Origin of the sequence: Pseudomonas cyclaminis, from assembly GCF_015163715.1 — a bacterium.
Taxonomy (GTDB): Bacteria; Pseudomonadota; Gammaproteobacteria; order Pseudomonadales; family Pseudomonadaceae; genus Aquipseudomonas; species Aquipseudomonas cyclaminis.
Genome location: NZ_JADDUM010000325.1, coordinates 1 through 13,874 on the forward strand (window position 1 = coordinate 1; position 13,874 = coordinate 13,874).

Below are 13,874 nucleotides of genomic sequence, written 5' to 3' on the forward strand. Positions count from 1 at the left end.
CACACCGAGCCTAGGCGAGGGGCCGAGTGGTGGGGCGAAGGCCTTTTGGTTACTTTTGTGCCTTTACAAAAGTGACCCGCTGTAAGAGCGGAACCCTAAGTGGCCGTTACCCAAACAACGGATATGTACTCAGCCCAATCGCCATCGCCCCACCTCCCACATTTTCCCACGTTCCTTCAGTTAGCCGGCTTCAACAACTGCATCTGCTGCCGATAATCATCCGTCACCTGCCGCGCCTGGCTACTGCTGGTAATCACCCTGGGCGTAATCAACACAATCAACTCCGTCCGATCCTTGGACTTGCTGGTATTCCCAAACAACCACCGCAACCCCGGAATCTTCCCAAGATAAGGCACGGCACTGACACTCTCAGCGTTGTCCTGCTTGATCAACCCCCCCAACAACACCGTCTGCCCACTCTGCACCGCCACCTGCGTCGACACCGACCGCGTAGAAATACGCGGATTCGCCGGCGTGTCGCTGTTAGTAGAAGCCTGGTCCTGCGCATCACTGACCTGCTGCTGAATATCCATGTACACCAACCCACCCGGATTGATCCGTGGCACCACGTCGAGGATCACCCCCGTCTGCACATATTCAACACTGCTCAAGGTGGTGTCCGAGGTGCCCGTGTTGACGGTGGTCTGGCTGATGGGAATGTTGTCCCCCACCTGGATCTGCGCCGGCTGGTTGTTCATCACCACCAGCGACGGCGCCGACAGCACTTGGGTGCGGCCGTTGGTTTCCAGCGCGTGCAACGCCACCTGCAGGTTGGAGCTGACGAAGGAATAGAACAGCGAATCCGCCGCCCCCAACCCGGCCCCGCCACCGCCCAGCGCACCTTGGCTGCCGGAAGCGTTGGCCACGGTGGTGCTGGTGGAATTGCCCGCCAGGCGCCCCAGGTACCACTGCACGCCCAGGTCCAGTTCACCAGTGAGTTTGACCTCAAGAATGCGCGTCTCGATCTGCACTTGAAGGGGCGGGTTGTCGAGGCGTTTGATCGCCGATTCGATTTCTTTCCACTGCACCGGACGGGTGCGTACCAGCAGTTGGTTACTGCTTTTTTGCGCGGTGATCCGCGTGCCGGCGTCGAGGCTTTTCGCCGGGGCGCCTTCGGTGGTTTCCGGTTCGGCGCTGTCCTCGGCTTCGGGCTCCTGCGCTTCGTCATCGACCACTGGCTGGCTGTTATTCAGCCCACCCGGTGTGCTGCCGGACGTGCTGTTGGTGCCCGGCGACGACAAGGTCGCGGTGCGCAAACCGGGGGCGACCTTGGCCGGGGTGTCGTCCTTGATCGCGCCGCTGCCGTAGATCTGCCGCAGGTACTTGGCGAGGTCGCTGGCCTTCATGTTGCGCACGTCGTACACGTACATCTGCGGTTCGTTGCCGCCGCCTTCGTCGATGGTGTGGATCCAGTCGCCGACTTCACTCAAGTATTGCGGTTGCGAAGAAATCGCTACCACCGAGTTGGTGCGCTCGATCGGCAGGAATCGCACCATGCCCGCCAGGGGCATGCCGCTGTCGGGGCCGAACATCTTTTGCAGTTCGGGCATCAACTCGGCCACCGAGGCCCGTTGCAGGCCGAACACACCGACGGACATGCCTTTGAGCCAATCCACATCAAAGGTGTCGATGGTGTCCTGGTAGTTGGCCAGTTCCTCGGGGGTACCGGCCAGGCTCAGGACATTGCGCGCCGGGTCCACCAGCAAGAATGCATTCTCCCGGGCGAACGGCTTGAGCAGTTTCTGCATTTCAGTGGCAGAGATGTAGCGCAACGGAAACAACCGCGCCGACAGGCCACTGGACGGCTGCGACACGCGCATCTCCGGCACCAGCTTGCCCGCCACCGCCTGGTTGGCCGGCAGGATCACATAACGACTGCCCTGCTTGATCATCGCGTTGTCGGTCCAGGACAGCAGGGTTTCCAGAATCGACAATGCCTGCTGTTTGTTCACCGGTTTGGAGGTGGAGAAGCTGACGTTGCCCTTCACGCCCTGGGCGATGCTGTAGTTCTCATGCAGCAGGTCGCCCATCACGCTGTTGATCACCGCTTCAATCGGCTGGTCGGCAAAGTTGAACACGATGTCGCCGCCGCCCTCCTCCTTCGCCGACGCCGCCGCAACCGGTTGGCGCACGAACTGCTGGTTGCCGCGAATCAGTTGGCGCTGGGGCGGCGTGTTTGCCTGGGGCTGGCCGTTGTCGACCGGGGTCTGTTCACTGGCCGGGTCCACGGGCGGACGTTGTGAGCCGGTGCCCTGCATCGCTTCGTGCAGCAGGGCTTCGTCCGGGTCGAGGTGTTCGGGGAATGTCCCGCAGCCACCGAGGGCGACGGCGGTGGCCAGGCAAAATGCGGTGGTGCGCAAGGCGCCAGGGAAAGTATCGATCAAGGGGTGGACTCGTGAGGAAGGGTAATCGGCGGTGTACTGGACGGCGGCGGCAAACGCAGGGCCCGCAGGCTCAGGGTCTGGCTGCGGCCGTCAAGTACGAAACGGGCGTCGCGGGGGGTCAGGTGTTCCAGGCGCCAGCCGTTGGGCAGGGTCTGGTCCTGATGGACTTTCAAGGGTGGACCGTCGGCGCGCTTGAGCAACGCCACGCGCAGGTCACCGTCGAGGACGATGCCGGTCAGCGTGAGGCTCGACAGGCTGGAGACAGCGCCTTGGCCCACCGCACGGTCGGGGCTGCGGTCGGGGCTGAACAACGGCGCCTGCCACGTGCCGGCCAGGCTGTCCAGGGTTGCGCTCGGGGCCACCAGCACCTTGGCCGAGGCATTGGCGCGGGTATCGGGCGCGGGCGGCGGTAACCACTGAGGCGCGTCGCCGATGCTGCTGAGGATGCCGGCCATGAGCACACCCAACAGCCCGGCCACGCTGATCAAACCCCATTCCAGGGGACGCAAGGTGCTGATCATCGGCGCACCTGCGCGGCGGCGGCCGGTTGCAGGTAGCCGCGCACCAACAGGTGCACCACCAGCTTGCCGGCGCCGCCACTGGCGGGGGCATTCGGGGCGCGGCGGATGCTCATTTCATCGACAAACAGAAACGGCCGCTGGTACTCCAGCTCATGCAGGATCGCGGTCAAGGGCTCGATGGCGCAGTTGAGGGTCAGGCTGACTTTGACTTGGCGATAGGGCTCGGCATCGTCCTGCTCCGGGGTGATGGGCATGCGCTGGGTCAGGCTGCAGCCGCCACCGAGGCCGGCGCGGCTGTTGATCAGGTCGGCGATGCGCTGCATCAAGTCGGCGGCCACGGCGCTGGGGTCATCGCCGGGCAACAGGCTGGTGCTGCTGGCCGGGTCCTGGCGCGCTTCTTCGAGTTGCCGGCGCAGGCTGTCGCCCTGGCGCAACACGCCGGCGTAGCGTTGCTGCTGTTCGCGCAGTTGCTCGGCCTGTTCGCCCAAGGTGCGCAACGGGCCGGCAAACCAGCTGTCGATCAACAGCCAATAGGCGGCGCCGAGCACCAGCGCGAGGACAATCAACGCGGCGCCACGGCGTTCACGGGGTGTCAGTGGTCGGCGCATCGGCGGCCTCCTGGTGCAGGTGGGCGCGCAAGGAAAACTGATCCTTGCCGGTTTGCGCATCGGGTTGGATCACCCCTTCGAACTGGGCGTTTTCCAGGCTGCGACAGTTCTTGATGCGGGTGATCAACGCACTGGCCTTGGCGCTTTGCCCGGAGAAGGACACGTCGGCGCCGTCGTTGACTTCCAACTGGTCGATCCAGGTGTCGGGCGGCAGGCAGGCGGTCAGTTCGCTGAGCAGCGCGGCCAGGGGCGGCTGCGCGGCCTTGCGGCGGATCAAGTACTGCGCGGCGCCGCGGGTATTGAGCAGTTGCTGGCGCAGGGCCTGGATTTCGGCGACCTGGGCCTTTTGCGCACGCACGCTGTGCTGCATGGCGTCGAGTACGCGCTGGCGGTCGTTGAGCCACAGCAGCATGGCGGCAATCAGCAAGGCGCCGCACAGCCACGGCAGGCTGCGTTGCAAGCCCTTGCCCGCAGGGCGCTGGCGCGGACGCAACGGCGCCGGCAGCAGGTCGATGCCCATGGGCACGCCCGCGCTGTCGTAGACATCCACGGCGTGGGGGTGCAAGCCAAGTGCCGCGCAGTCGTCGAGGATCTGGTCCAGGCGCTCGCGCAGGATTGCCACCAGCGTCACCTGCAGATGGGTGGCTGTGCGGCGTTCCTGGCGGGCGACAAAGTACAACTGGGCGGCGTCGAACGGGGTGAAGCGGTCCAGTTCATAGCCGACCACCGTCGACAGGTTGCGTGCGGCGGCCACCGGCAATTGCAGGCTTTGCACCAGCACCGCGTCAGGTGCCAGCAACACCACCTGGCGTGTCTCTCCGGGGAGCTTTTGCACCGGCGCTGTGAGCGGCCACGGGTAGACGCGCTCGGGCATGTCATGGGGCAACAACCAGCCAGGCAGGCAGCCACGCAGCTCCTTGAGCCACAGGTCCCAGCCCTGTTGCAACAGGCTGCCTTGCCAACGCTGTACGGCGGGCTCCAGGTATCTATTTATTCTTGCCAACGTAGGACTCGATAAGGTTGTGCGCTGCCTTGCGCGGGGCTCAATAACACCGTGGCTTGCAGCTCGGCGTGGTAACCGCCGGGGCGTTGGGCGCGGCTGCTGACCACCAGCACATCACCGGGATCGGCACCCACCGCGCTGGCGTGTGGCAGGTTGAGGGCGTGGCGCATCAACGGGCTGGCGAAGGCCGGGTCGGGCCGGTCCAGGCCGCTCCACAGGCTGATTTCCGGCACCAGCGCGCTGTACAGCGCCTGGGTCATGCCGGGCAACTGCCGGACTTCTTCCACCACCCGAAACGGCGCCAGGCCTTGGTTGCGGCGCATCTCCAAGTCCCTGGCCAATTGCTTGGCCTGGGCCTGGGTGGCACCGCAGGCCAGGGCCAGGCGCGCAAAATCGCCCACCTCGGCGCTGTTGAGGTACAACTTGCCGCGCTCGCTGCGCAGGCTTACGTGCAACTGCGCGTCGTCAAACACCAGCGGGATTTCACGCCCGTCGGCAATCCATTGCTTGCGCTGCGACGGGTCGGCCACGGCTTGCATCGCCAGCGCCACGCCCGCCTCTGCGGCCAGCACCGCCTGGGTGTGCTGGCGATGCCACGCGGCCTGGCGGGTTTCCAACTGCACCCAGCCGGCCAATCCGCCGAGCAACAGGCTGAGCAAGGCCAACACCCAGAGCACCAGCAGCAGGGCCACGCCGCGTTGATGCTGGATCATTCGGGCGCTCCGCCGGACAGGTTCAAACGCAAGGCCACCACTTGGGTCACCCACGGCACCGGGCCGTTGACCCGGGCGGCAATCCGCACCGCGTAGGGCAGGCGCTTGGGCCACGGCCACGTGTTGATCCAGCCGGTGGCCTGCCCCTTGGGGGACAGGCCGCGATAGCTCAATTGCAGGTCTTCGACGCCCCTGAGCAACACCTGTGGCTCGCTGCGCGAGGCCGGTACGCTGACTTGCGCCAGGGACTCAAACCGGGCGAACGCCACCTGCAAATCACGCGGCGCCTCGGGTCCGGTCAGTTGCAGGGTGAAACGCTGAATGCCGCCACCGAGCACACCGGGCAGGGTCGCCACAAACTGCATGCGCTGCGGCTCGCCGGCGAAAAAACCATCGACCTGGCTGTCGTCCTCGGTCACATCCAGCGGTAACGCCTCGCTGATGGCCGTGCGCAAAAACTGCTGGGCGGCGCGCATTTCATCCAGGCTGACGGTGTAGCGCTGGGCCTTGAGCACCGCTCGATTGGCACCGAGTAACGCGCCGCCGACCAGGGTCAGCAGCACCCCCAGCAGGCTGAGCACGATCATGATTTCGAGCAGGGTAAAGCCCTGCTGGCGGCGCTTCACAAACCGGCCCCGGCAGCACGCAGTTTCAAGGTACTGAACTGCGCCTGGCGCGGGCCTTCGCTGACGCTCAGGTCCAGGCGAAACAAGTGCGCCTGGCCGATGCGGCTCGGCTGTTGGGCAATGCGCAGTTGCCAGGCGATGCCGTCCATTTCGCCCTGGCGCGTGCCGCTCGCCAACGGCCCTGTGCCCTCTTGGTCCATCACACTCAAGGCGGCATGGGTGAGGCGGTCGCTATGGGCCACCTGCAACAGCGAGCGTGCACTTTGGCCAAAGGCGACCAGCAGCACCGTGCTACAGATCGCCATCAGCGTCAGCGCGGCGAGCATTTCCAGCAGGGTGAAACCGCGTTGGTACTTCATGGCAGGGCCTTGGACTGGACGCTGCCGGTCAGCCAGCCAATGTCGATGCGCCAACGCCGGCTGCCATTGGCCAGCAGCAAGTTGCCGCCGGTGGAGCTGCCGTCGGGGTAGAAGTCTACCGCCGAGCCCGCTTGCTCGGCGGTGTGCAGCGTCACCTGCAACTCGGCCGGCCAGTGTTTTTTCGGGCGACCGGGCGCCTCGACGCTCAAGTTGCGCAAATCGAAAACGGTGCTTTGCGTGGTGCCACTGACAATCGCCCGCGCCCGCGTGCTGCGCAGCGCCTCGACAATCTGCCCCACGGCCTGGCGCTCTTTCGCTGCGCGCAAGCCTTGTTGCAGGCCAAACCCGACCAACCCGGCCGCGATGCTGATCAAGACGATCACCACCAGCATCTCCAGCAGGGTAAAGCCGCGTTGGGCGCTGGCCATGGGTTATTCCCAGTTGCCCAGGTCGGCACTGTAGCCTTCGCCGCCAGGTTGGCCATCCTGGCCATAGAAGATCAGGTCGAACGCGCCGTGCTCGCCCGGAAAGCGATAGCCAAAGGCATGGCCGAACGGGTCCTTGAGGTCCGACGGCTTGGCGTACGGTCCGGCCCAACCGGCGCTGTTGCCGGGCTTTTCGACCAGTTGCTGCAAGGTCTTGGGCGGTGAGCCGACATCCAGCCCGTAGCTTTCGATCTTCATCGACAGGCTGGCCAGTTGCGCCTTGCCCGCGCCGTATTTGCCCTTGTCGACGTTACCGCCGACCTGGCGCACCACGATGGTCGCGACGATGCCCAGCAGCACGATGACGGCGAGCATTTCCAACAGGGTAAAACCGCTTTGGCGGCGTGCAGGTTTTGAGCGCATGGGGGTGGGTCCTCGGGGGTTCATATATTGCTGGTCAGGCTCATCAGCGGCAGCATGATCGCCAGCATGATCACCGCCACCAGCACCGCCATGACCACGGTCAGGGACGGCACCAGCGCGGCGAGCAGGCGGTCGATGCCGCGTTTGGCTTCGACGTCGAACACGTCGGCGACCTTGAGCAGCATGCTGTCCAGTTCGCCCGCCTGTTCGCCGACTTCAATCATTTGCAGGGCCAGGTCCGGCAGCAGCGGCTGCGTGCCAAAGGCACTGGCCAGGGTGCCGCCGCCCTTGACCGACTCGGCGGCCTGGGCGACTTGCGCCTGCAGGGCGCGGTTGGTGCAGACCTGGCGGGCAATGACCAGGGCTTGCAGCAGCGCCACGCCGTTGCTGAGCAAGGTGCCCAGGGTACGGGCCAGGCGGGCGGCTTCGACCCGTTGCAGCAGTGGACCGATGAGGCGAATGCCCAGCACGCGGCGGTCGTAGCGTTCACGCCGCTGGGGGTCACGCAGGCCAGCGAGCAACCCCCAGATGCCGGCGATCAGCCCAGCCAACACCGCCAGCCCATAGGCGCCGAGGAACTGGCCCAGCCCCAGGATCACTTCGGTGATCAACGGGATCGGTACGCCCAAATCCTTGAAGATCGGCACGAACTGCGGCACGACATACGCCAGCAACAGCGCCAGGGAGCCGAGCACGCCGACCACCAGGAACGCCGGATAGATCAGCGCGTTGATCACCTCGCCCCTCAGCAGCTGGCTGCGTTCCAGGTAATCACTGAGCTGGCGCAAAGTGTTTTCCAACGCGCCACCCGCTTCCCCCGCACGCACCATGCTCAGGTACAGCGGCGAGAACTGGCTGCCCTCCTCTTCCAGGGCTTTGGACAAGGGCTGACCGGCCTTGACGTGTTCACGAATGCGCTCGATCAACGCACGGGTCTGGGGCTGGCCGGGCTGCTTGAGCAGGATGCCCAGGGAGCGTTCCAACGGCTGCCCGGCGCCCAGGAGCGTGGCCAGTTGCTGGGTAAAACTGACCAACGCCGCGCCGTTCAGCTGCCCGCGCCCAAACGCGTTGCGCAGCCCTTGGGCGCCGGCCACATCGATGTGCAATAACAACAAACCGCGCTTGTGCAGCGCGGCGACGGCGGCGTCCTGGTCCTTGGCTTCCAGGGTGCCAGTGTGCGGGGTGCCCTGGCTGTCGAGGGCGCGGTATTTGAACAGGCTCACGTGCCCTCCCCGCGGGTGACGCGCAGCACTTCTTCCAGGGACGTGACCCCGGCCACGGCCTGACGCAGGCCTTCTTCATGCAAGGTGCGCAAACCGCTGCGGCGGGCAGCCTGTTCGAGGGTCGCGGCGTCGGCCTGGCGCATCAGCAGGCTGCGCAGTTCATCGTTCATCACCAGCAATTCGGTGATTGCACTGCGCCCGTGGTAGCCGCCGCCCGGCGCGTCGGCGCGAGGGCGATAGAGCAGGATCGGACGTTGCTCGGTAAAGCGGTCCAGGCCGTGTTCGGCAATCAATTCGGCCGGTGCTTCGAAGGCTTCGCGGGTGGCCGGGTCGAGACGGCGCACCAGGCGCTGGGCGAGGATGCCGTTGACGGTCGAGGCGATCAGGTAGCTCTCCACGCCCATGTCCAGCAGGCGCGTGATACTCGCGGCGGCGCTGTTGGTGTGCAGTGTGGACAGCACCAGGTGGCCGGTAAGGGAGGACTGGATGGCAATGCGGCAGGTTTCCAGGTCGCGTATTTCGCCGATCATGATCACGTCCGGGTCCTGGCGCACGATGGAACGCAGCGCGCCGGCAAAATCCAGGCCGATGGCCGGCTTGACCTGAATCTGGTTGATGCCTTCGAGCTGGTACTCCACCGGGTCTTCCACGGTGATGATCTTGCGCTCGGCGGTATTGAGCCGCGACAGCGCGGTGTACAGCGTGGTGGTCTTGCCCGAGCCGGTCGGGCCGGTAACCAGCAGGATGCCGTGGGGGCGTTCGAGCACTTCGAGGAAGGTTTCCAGGCGCTGGCCGTCGAATCCCAGGCTCTGGAAATCGAACTGCACCGTCTGGCGATCCAGTAAACGCATCACCACCGATTCACCAAAACTGGTGGGCACCGTGGACACGCGCAAATCCAGTTCCTTGCCCTGGATGCGCAGCATGATCCGCCCGTCCTGGGGCAGGCGGCGTTCGGCGATGTCCAGGCGCGCCATGATCTTGACCCGCGAAATCACCGCCGCCGACGAGCTGGACGGCGGCGCCTCGGCCTCGTGCAGCACGCCGTCGATGCGGTAGCGCACCTTGAGCTGGTTTTCGAAAGGTTCGATATGAATGTCCGAGGCGCGATGTTCCACCGCACGCTGCAGGATCAGGTTGACCAGGCGAATCACTGGCGCTTCGGAGGCCATGTCCTTGAGGTGTTCGATGTCTTCCAGCGCACCGCCCTGCTCGTCGAGGTTCTCGATCAGGGTGCCCATGGCCGAGCGGCCCTGGCCGTAGTAGCGCTCGATCAGGGTGTCGACTTCGTTGCGCGGCCCCACCGCCAGCCACACCGGCACGCCGCAGGCATAGGCCAAGGCCTGGAACGGATAGACCAGCGCCGGGTTGGCCGCCAGCACCCGCAACCCGCCGTGGCTCCAGCCCACGGGCACCACTTGGTGATGGCGCATGAAGCGCTCGGTCAAGGCCGGCAACGGGTCGAGCAACGGTGGCGCGGCGTCGGCCAGTAACAGCGGTGCGCCAAGCAGGTCGGCCCAGGCGCGGGCCAGTTCCACTTCAGAGACCAGCCCAAGCCGGGTGAGCAGGCCGAGCAATTCGGCGTCGTCAGACTCCTGGGACAGGCGCCGGGCGCGTTCCAGGTCAACGGTTTTCAAGCCGGCATGCTGCATCAGCCATGCGCAGACCTGTTCGGTGTGCGGGATGTGCATGTCGCAGGCGTTGATGGGCGTTGAGGAACTGAGCATGGGTAAAAATCTGAGGGGCGATATTCTAAAGGACGATGGGAAACCCTTGTGGGAGTGGGCTTGCACCCGATAGCAGTGCACCAGTTGCCGCATGTGCTGACTGATAAACCGTTATCGGGGGCAAGCCCCCTCCCACAGGAGATCGTGTTTTTTCCGTTAGTTCGAGGTCTTCGGCGCGCTCTGGGTGCCATTCAATGGCCGCCCGCCCTTGGTGGTTTCGGCCTTCTGCTTCTTGGCAGCCTTGGCGTCATGGGTCTGGGTCAGCACGGTGGAATCGGCGGCGCCGGACTTGGCGTCCGCGTCGGTGGCTTCAGCCGCAACGACCGCGCCGCTCAATGCAACGCCCAGCACAAAACCAGCACCCAGCAGGGACTTCTTCATAAACATTCTCCAGGTAAAAAAACGCGAACCGCTCGAGTGGCGCCTTGAATGGGTTCAAGACCCTACACCAAAGCGTTGTGTATGACAGCGTGTATAAAACATGGCCTTTTAGAACTACCGAGCAACGCCACTAGTTCGCCATGCCCGCAACTATTTTCTTAAACCAATCGACTGGTAGGTTTAGCCTTAGTTCAAAATCGTAATGAAATATTTCTTATTTCACGCAAAAATTAGCTTTTGTTTGACTTATAACCGCAAGAATTGCCTTAATTATGCCGTTTTCGCGGTTCAAAATGCCATCTCGTGATATCGCCAAGACATCACTTATAACAATAACTAATACAATTATTAAACTTACAGAATCTGCAAAACCCACCAAGTAATTGCAATTAGCCATCGGTTAAACATTGCGATCAAGGCGAACTATTGCCCACGAAAAAGTGACGAGCGTCGTCCTATTTTTACTGAACAGTTGTCGGAGAAACCCATGAATAAACGCAAGATGATCGGTGCACAGTCGGCATTTGCCCTGCTGGCGCTGGCCGTGTCCCAGGTGCATGCGGCCACCAGCCCTGCCCTGGACGAAGGCCGGATGAACCGGGCGGAAAAGGCTGCGGACAAAACCCTGGCGAAGATGACCCTGGAAGAGAAACTCGCCTACATCGGCGGCACCGGGGGCTGGGACGTCAAGCCGCTGAGCCAATACGGCATCCCGCAGATCCACGGTGCCGACGGCGGCGTCGGTGTGCGCTACACCAGTGAAGGCAACGCCCAGGGCGTGGTCTACCCCTCCGGCCCGAACCTGGCCGCCAGCTGGAACCCGCGCCGCGCCATCGACCTGGGCCGTGCCCTGGGCTACGACACCGCCAGCGGCGGTTATCAGTTCGTCACCGGCCCCGGCGTGAACCTGTACCGCATGCCCTACAGCGGCCGTGCGTTCGAGTACTTGTCCGGTGAAGACCCGTTCCTCGGCGCCAGCCTGGGGCCGGCGGTGATCAACGGCATCCAGTCCCGTGGTGTGTGGGCCAACGCCAAGCATTTCGCCGCCAACGATCAGGAAAGCAACCGCTTTCACCTCGACGAAATCATCAGCGAGCGGGTGCTGCGCGAGATGACCCTGCCGCCCTTCGAGTCCGCCTCGAAGAACAGCAAGGTGGCGATGATGATGTGTGCGTTCCAGAAGGTGAACGGCGAGTTCGCCTGCCAGAACAAACACCTGATGCGCGACATCCTGAAGACCGAATGGGGCTACCCAGGCTTCGTGCAGAGCGACTACAACGCCGTGGTCGACGGCTTGCCGGCCGCACAGGCCGGCACCGACCTGGACATGATGGGCTACCAGATGAACAGCACGGTGCTCAAGCCGTTCCTGGACAGCGGCGAGCTGAGCAGCGCGACCATCGATGACAAGGTGCGGCGCATCCTCAAGCAGATCTACCTGTACAAATTCGACAGCAAAGCGCCGCTGACCAGCCACAACATGAACAGCGCCACCAGCAACCGCGTGGCCTTGAACGCCGCGCGCGAAGGCATCGTGCTGCTGAAAAACCAGAACAGCCTGCTGCCCCTGGACGCCAAGAAGGTAAAGACCATCGCGGTGGTCGGCAACCTGGCCAAGTACGCACCGCCTACCGGTTTCGGCAGCGCGAATGTGATGGCGGCCAACTACATCAGCGAGCTGAGCGGCCTGCAGCAATTGGCGCCGGGCGCCAAGGTCGAGTTTATCGACGGCCTGTCCCTGGACCCGACGGCGTCCAACTGGACCCACACCGACAGCGACGGCAACAGCGTCAAAGGCGTGAAGACCGAGTTCTTCAGCAACACCAACTGGTCCGGCGACCCGGCGGCCAGCCGCACCGACCGCCATGTCGACCTGGACTGGTCCACCGACAGCCTGCCGGTCAACGGCGATACCGCGGCCACCTCGATCCGCTACAGCGGCCAGATCACTCCGACGGTCAGTGGCGAGCAGGTGTTCAAGGTCCGCGCCGACGGTGCCGTGCGTCTCTACGTCAACGGCAAGAAAGTGCTGGATAACGGTGACGGCAAGCCGCTGCCCAACAACAGCATCCCGCCGACCATTCCGGTATTCGCAAAGGTCAATCTGGAAGCCGGCAAAGCCGTCGACATCAAGCTGGAATACTCGCGCCGCAACGGCTACCTCTCGACCATGGGTGGTCTGGTGGGCGTGCAGATGAGCTGGGCGTCGCTGGTGGCGCCACAGGACCTGGCCAAGTACGACGCCGTGCTGGTGGCGGCGGGCAACAGCAATGAATACGAAGGTGAAGGCTTCGACCACAGCTTCGACCTGCCGGAGTTCCAGGGCCAACTGATCCAGAGCATCGCCAAGGTCAACCCGAACACCGTGGTCACCCTGCACGGCGGCACCGGGCTGAAGATGAGCGACTGGATCGACCAGGTACCGGCCGCGCTGCATGCGTTCTACCCTGGGCAGAACGGCGGCCAGGCGTTGGCAGAGATCCTGCTGGGCAAGGTCAACCCGTCGGCCAAGTTGCCGATCAGCATCGAGCGCAACATCGAAGACAACCCGATCTACGCGACTTTCCCCAAATTCGACAACCAGGAAACCCTGGCCGAGATGAGCTACAAGGACGACCTGTTCCTGGGCTATCGCGGCTACGAGAAAAAAGGCATCAAGCCGCTCTACCCGTTCGGCTACGGCTTGTCGTACACCACCTTCGGCTACAGCAACATCAGCGTGACGCCAGGTGTGGCGGTTGCAGGGGCGCCGATCAAGGTGTCGTTCGACCTGGCCAACACCGGCAAGGTGGCGGGCGCCGAAGTCGCCGAGCTGTACGTGGGCCAGAACAACCCGAAAGTCGAGCGTGCGCTCAAGGAACTCAAGGGCTACAAGAAGGTGTTCCTGAAGCCGGGCGAGAGCAAGCGCGTGACCATCGAGCTTAACGACCGCTCGCTGGCCTACTACGACGTCAAGAGCAAGCAATGGGTGGTGGACGCCGACAGCTTCAACCTGTCGGTGGGCGCGTCGTCCCAGGACATCCGCCTGAACGCCAAGCTGGTCAACCCGTTCCGCCAGGAACTGTCGACCACCACCAGCAACCCGCTGCCGCGTTCGGCGCTTAATTCGACGTTGCGTGAATCGACGGTTAAAACCGGTGGCGTGCTGCATCAGAATGAAGGGGATAGCGGCACCAGCGACGGTGATGGCTATGACATGAGCGATGACACCACCCAGGCAGCGCTGCCGGTAACTGACGGGTAAAAGAAGGTGCTTTTTGTGGGGGGCCTTGCTCCCGATGGCGGGGGTCAGTCGGAATATTCTTGGCTGACACTCCCTCATCGGGGCATGGGTCTCTACAAAACTCTCAAAGGCTCATACACAACTCTGTGGTGAGCGGGCTTGCCCCGCGCTGGGCTGCGAAGCGGCCCCAAGACTTTCGCCTCGGTTGATTCTGGCACTTTGCGGTGACCTTTTTGGGGCTGCTGCGCAGCCCAGCGC

13 protein-coding genes are annotated in these 13,874 nt (G+C 63.8%); 1 reads left to right on the forward strand and 12 read right to left on the reverse strand.

The genetic code is table 11. The annotated features are described in order from the left end of the window. Positions 1-176 precede the first annotated feature (176 nt). The 12 genes from gspD to IQK56_RS29705 all read right to left on the reverse strand — a co-directional run bounded on the left by gspD (position 177) and on the right by IQK56_RS29705 (position 10,393). A complete protein-coding gene (gspD, locus tag IQK56_RS29650) occupies positions 177-2,384 on the reverse strand; it encodes a type II secretion system secretin GspD (protein ID WP_193901945.1) in 2,208 nt (735 codons plus the stop codon). Further along, on the reverse strand, positions 2,381-2,905 hold the full coding sequence (locus IQK56_RS29655) for a general secretion pathway protein GspN (RefSeq protein ID WP_193901946.1): 525 nt from the start codon (positions 2,903-2,905) through the stop codon (positions 2,381-2,383). The genes gspD and IQK56_RS29655 overlap by 4 nt, the downstream gene beginning before the upstream one ends. Next, positions 2,902-3,513, reverse strand: coding sequence for a type II secretion system protein GspM (gene gspM / locus IQK56_RS29660; RefSeq protein ID WP_122305128.1), 612 nt, complete (start codon positions 3,511-3,513; stop codon positions 2,902-2,904). Before gspM ends, IQK56_RS29655 begins: the two co-directional genes overlap by 4 nt. Further along, a complete protein-coding gene (locus IQK56_RS29665; RefSeq protein ID WP_193901949.1) occupies positions 3,488-4,507 on the reverse strand; it encodes a type II secretion system protein GspL in 1,020 nt (339 codons plus the stop codon). Before IQK56_RS29665 ends, gspM begins: the two co-directional genes overlap by 26 nt. Then, positions 4,504-5,229, reverse strand: a complete 726-nt coding sequence (locus IQK56_RS29670; RefSeq protein ID WP_150676378.1) for a general secretion pathway protein GspK — start codon at positions 5,227-5,229, stop codon at positions 4,504-4,506. Before IQK56_RS29670 ends, IQK56_RS29665 begins: the two co-directional genes overlap by 4 nt. Further along, the gene (locus tag IQK56_RS29675) at positions 5,226-5,855 is read right to left on the reverse strand and encodes a prepilin-type N-terminal cleavage/methylation domain-containing protein (RefSeq protein WP_150676379.1); all 630 of its coding nucleotides are present in this window, start codon (positions 5,853-5,855) and stop codon (positions 5,226-5,228) included. Before IQK56_RS29675 ends, IQK56_RS29670 begins: the two co-directional genes overlap by 4 nt. Next, a complete protein-coding gene (locus tag IQK56_RS29680) occupies positions 5,852-6,214 on the reverse strand; it encodes a prepilin-type N-terminal cleavage/methylation domain-containing protein (RefSeq protein ID WP_122305120.1) in 363 nt (120 codons plus the stop codon). Before IQK56_RS29680 ends, IQK56_RS29675 begins: the two co-directional genes overlap by 4 nt. Further along, a complete protein-coding gene (locus tag IQK56_RS29685) occupies positions 6,211-6,642 on the reverse strand; it encodes a type II secretion system protein (protein WP_150676380.1) in 432 nt (143 codons plus the stop codon). The genes IQK56_RS29680 and IQK56_RS29685 overlap by 4 nt, the downstream gene beginning before the upstream one ends. Positions 6,643-6,645: 3 nt before the next feature. Further along, positions 6,646-7,062: a type II secretion system major pseudopilin GspG gene (gspG, locus tag IQK56_RS29690; RefSeq protein WP_095185610.1), complete on the reverse strand. Its 417-nt coding sequence runs from the start codon at positions 7,060-7,062 to the stop codon at positions 6,646-6,648. 20 nt (positions 7,063-7,082) lie between these two features. Next, positions 7,083-8,285 carry a type II secretion system inner membrane protein GspF gene (gspF, locus tag IQK56_RS29695; protein WP_122305118.1) on the reverse strand — a complete coding sequence of 401 codons (1,203 nt, stop codon included), beginning with the start codon at positions 8,283-8,285 and terminating at the stop codon, positions 7,083-7,085. After that, positions 8,282-10,012 (reverse strand): GspE/PulE family protein, encoded by a 1,731-nt coding sequence (gene gspE, locus IQK56_RS29700; protein WP_482827758.1) that lies wholly within the window; start codon positions 10,010-10,012, stop codon positions 8,282-8,284. Before gspE ends, gspF begins: the two co-directional genes overlap by 4 nt. A 156-nt stretch (positions 10,013-10,168) precedes the next feature. Then, entirely contained in the window at positions 10,169-10,393 is a 225-nt protein-coding gene (locus IQK56_RS29705; RefSeq protein ID WP_193901947.1) for a hypothetical protein, read from the reverse strand. 487 nt (positions 10,394-10,880) lie between these two features. Between IQK56_RS29705 and IQK56_RS29710 the strand changes: the two genes are divergently transcribed. Then, positions 10,881-13,637, forward strand: coding sequence for a beta-glucosidase (locus tag IQK56_RS29710; protein ID WP_193901948.1), 2,757 nt, complete (start codon positions 10,881-10,883; stop codon positions 13,635-13,637). Positions 13,638-13,874 lie beyond the last annotated feature (237 nt).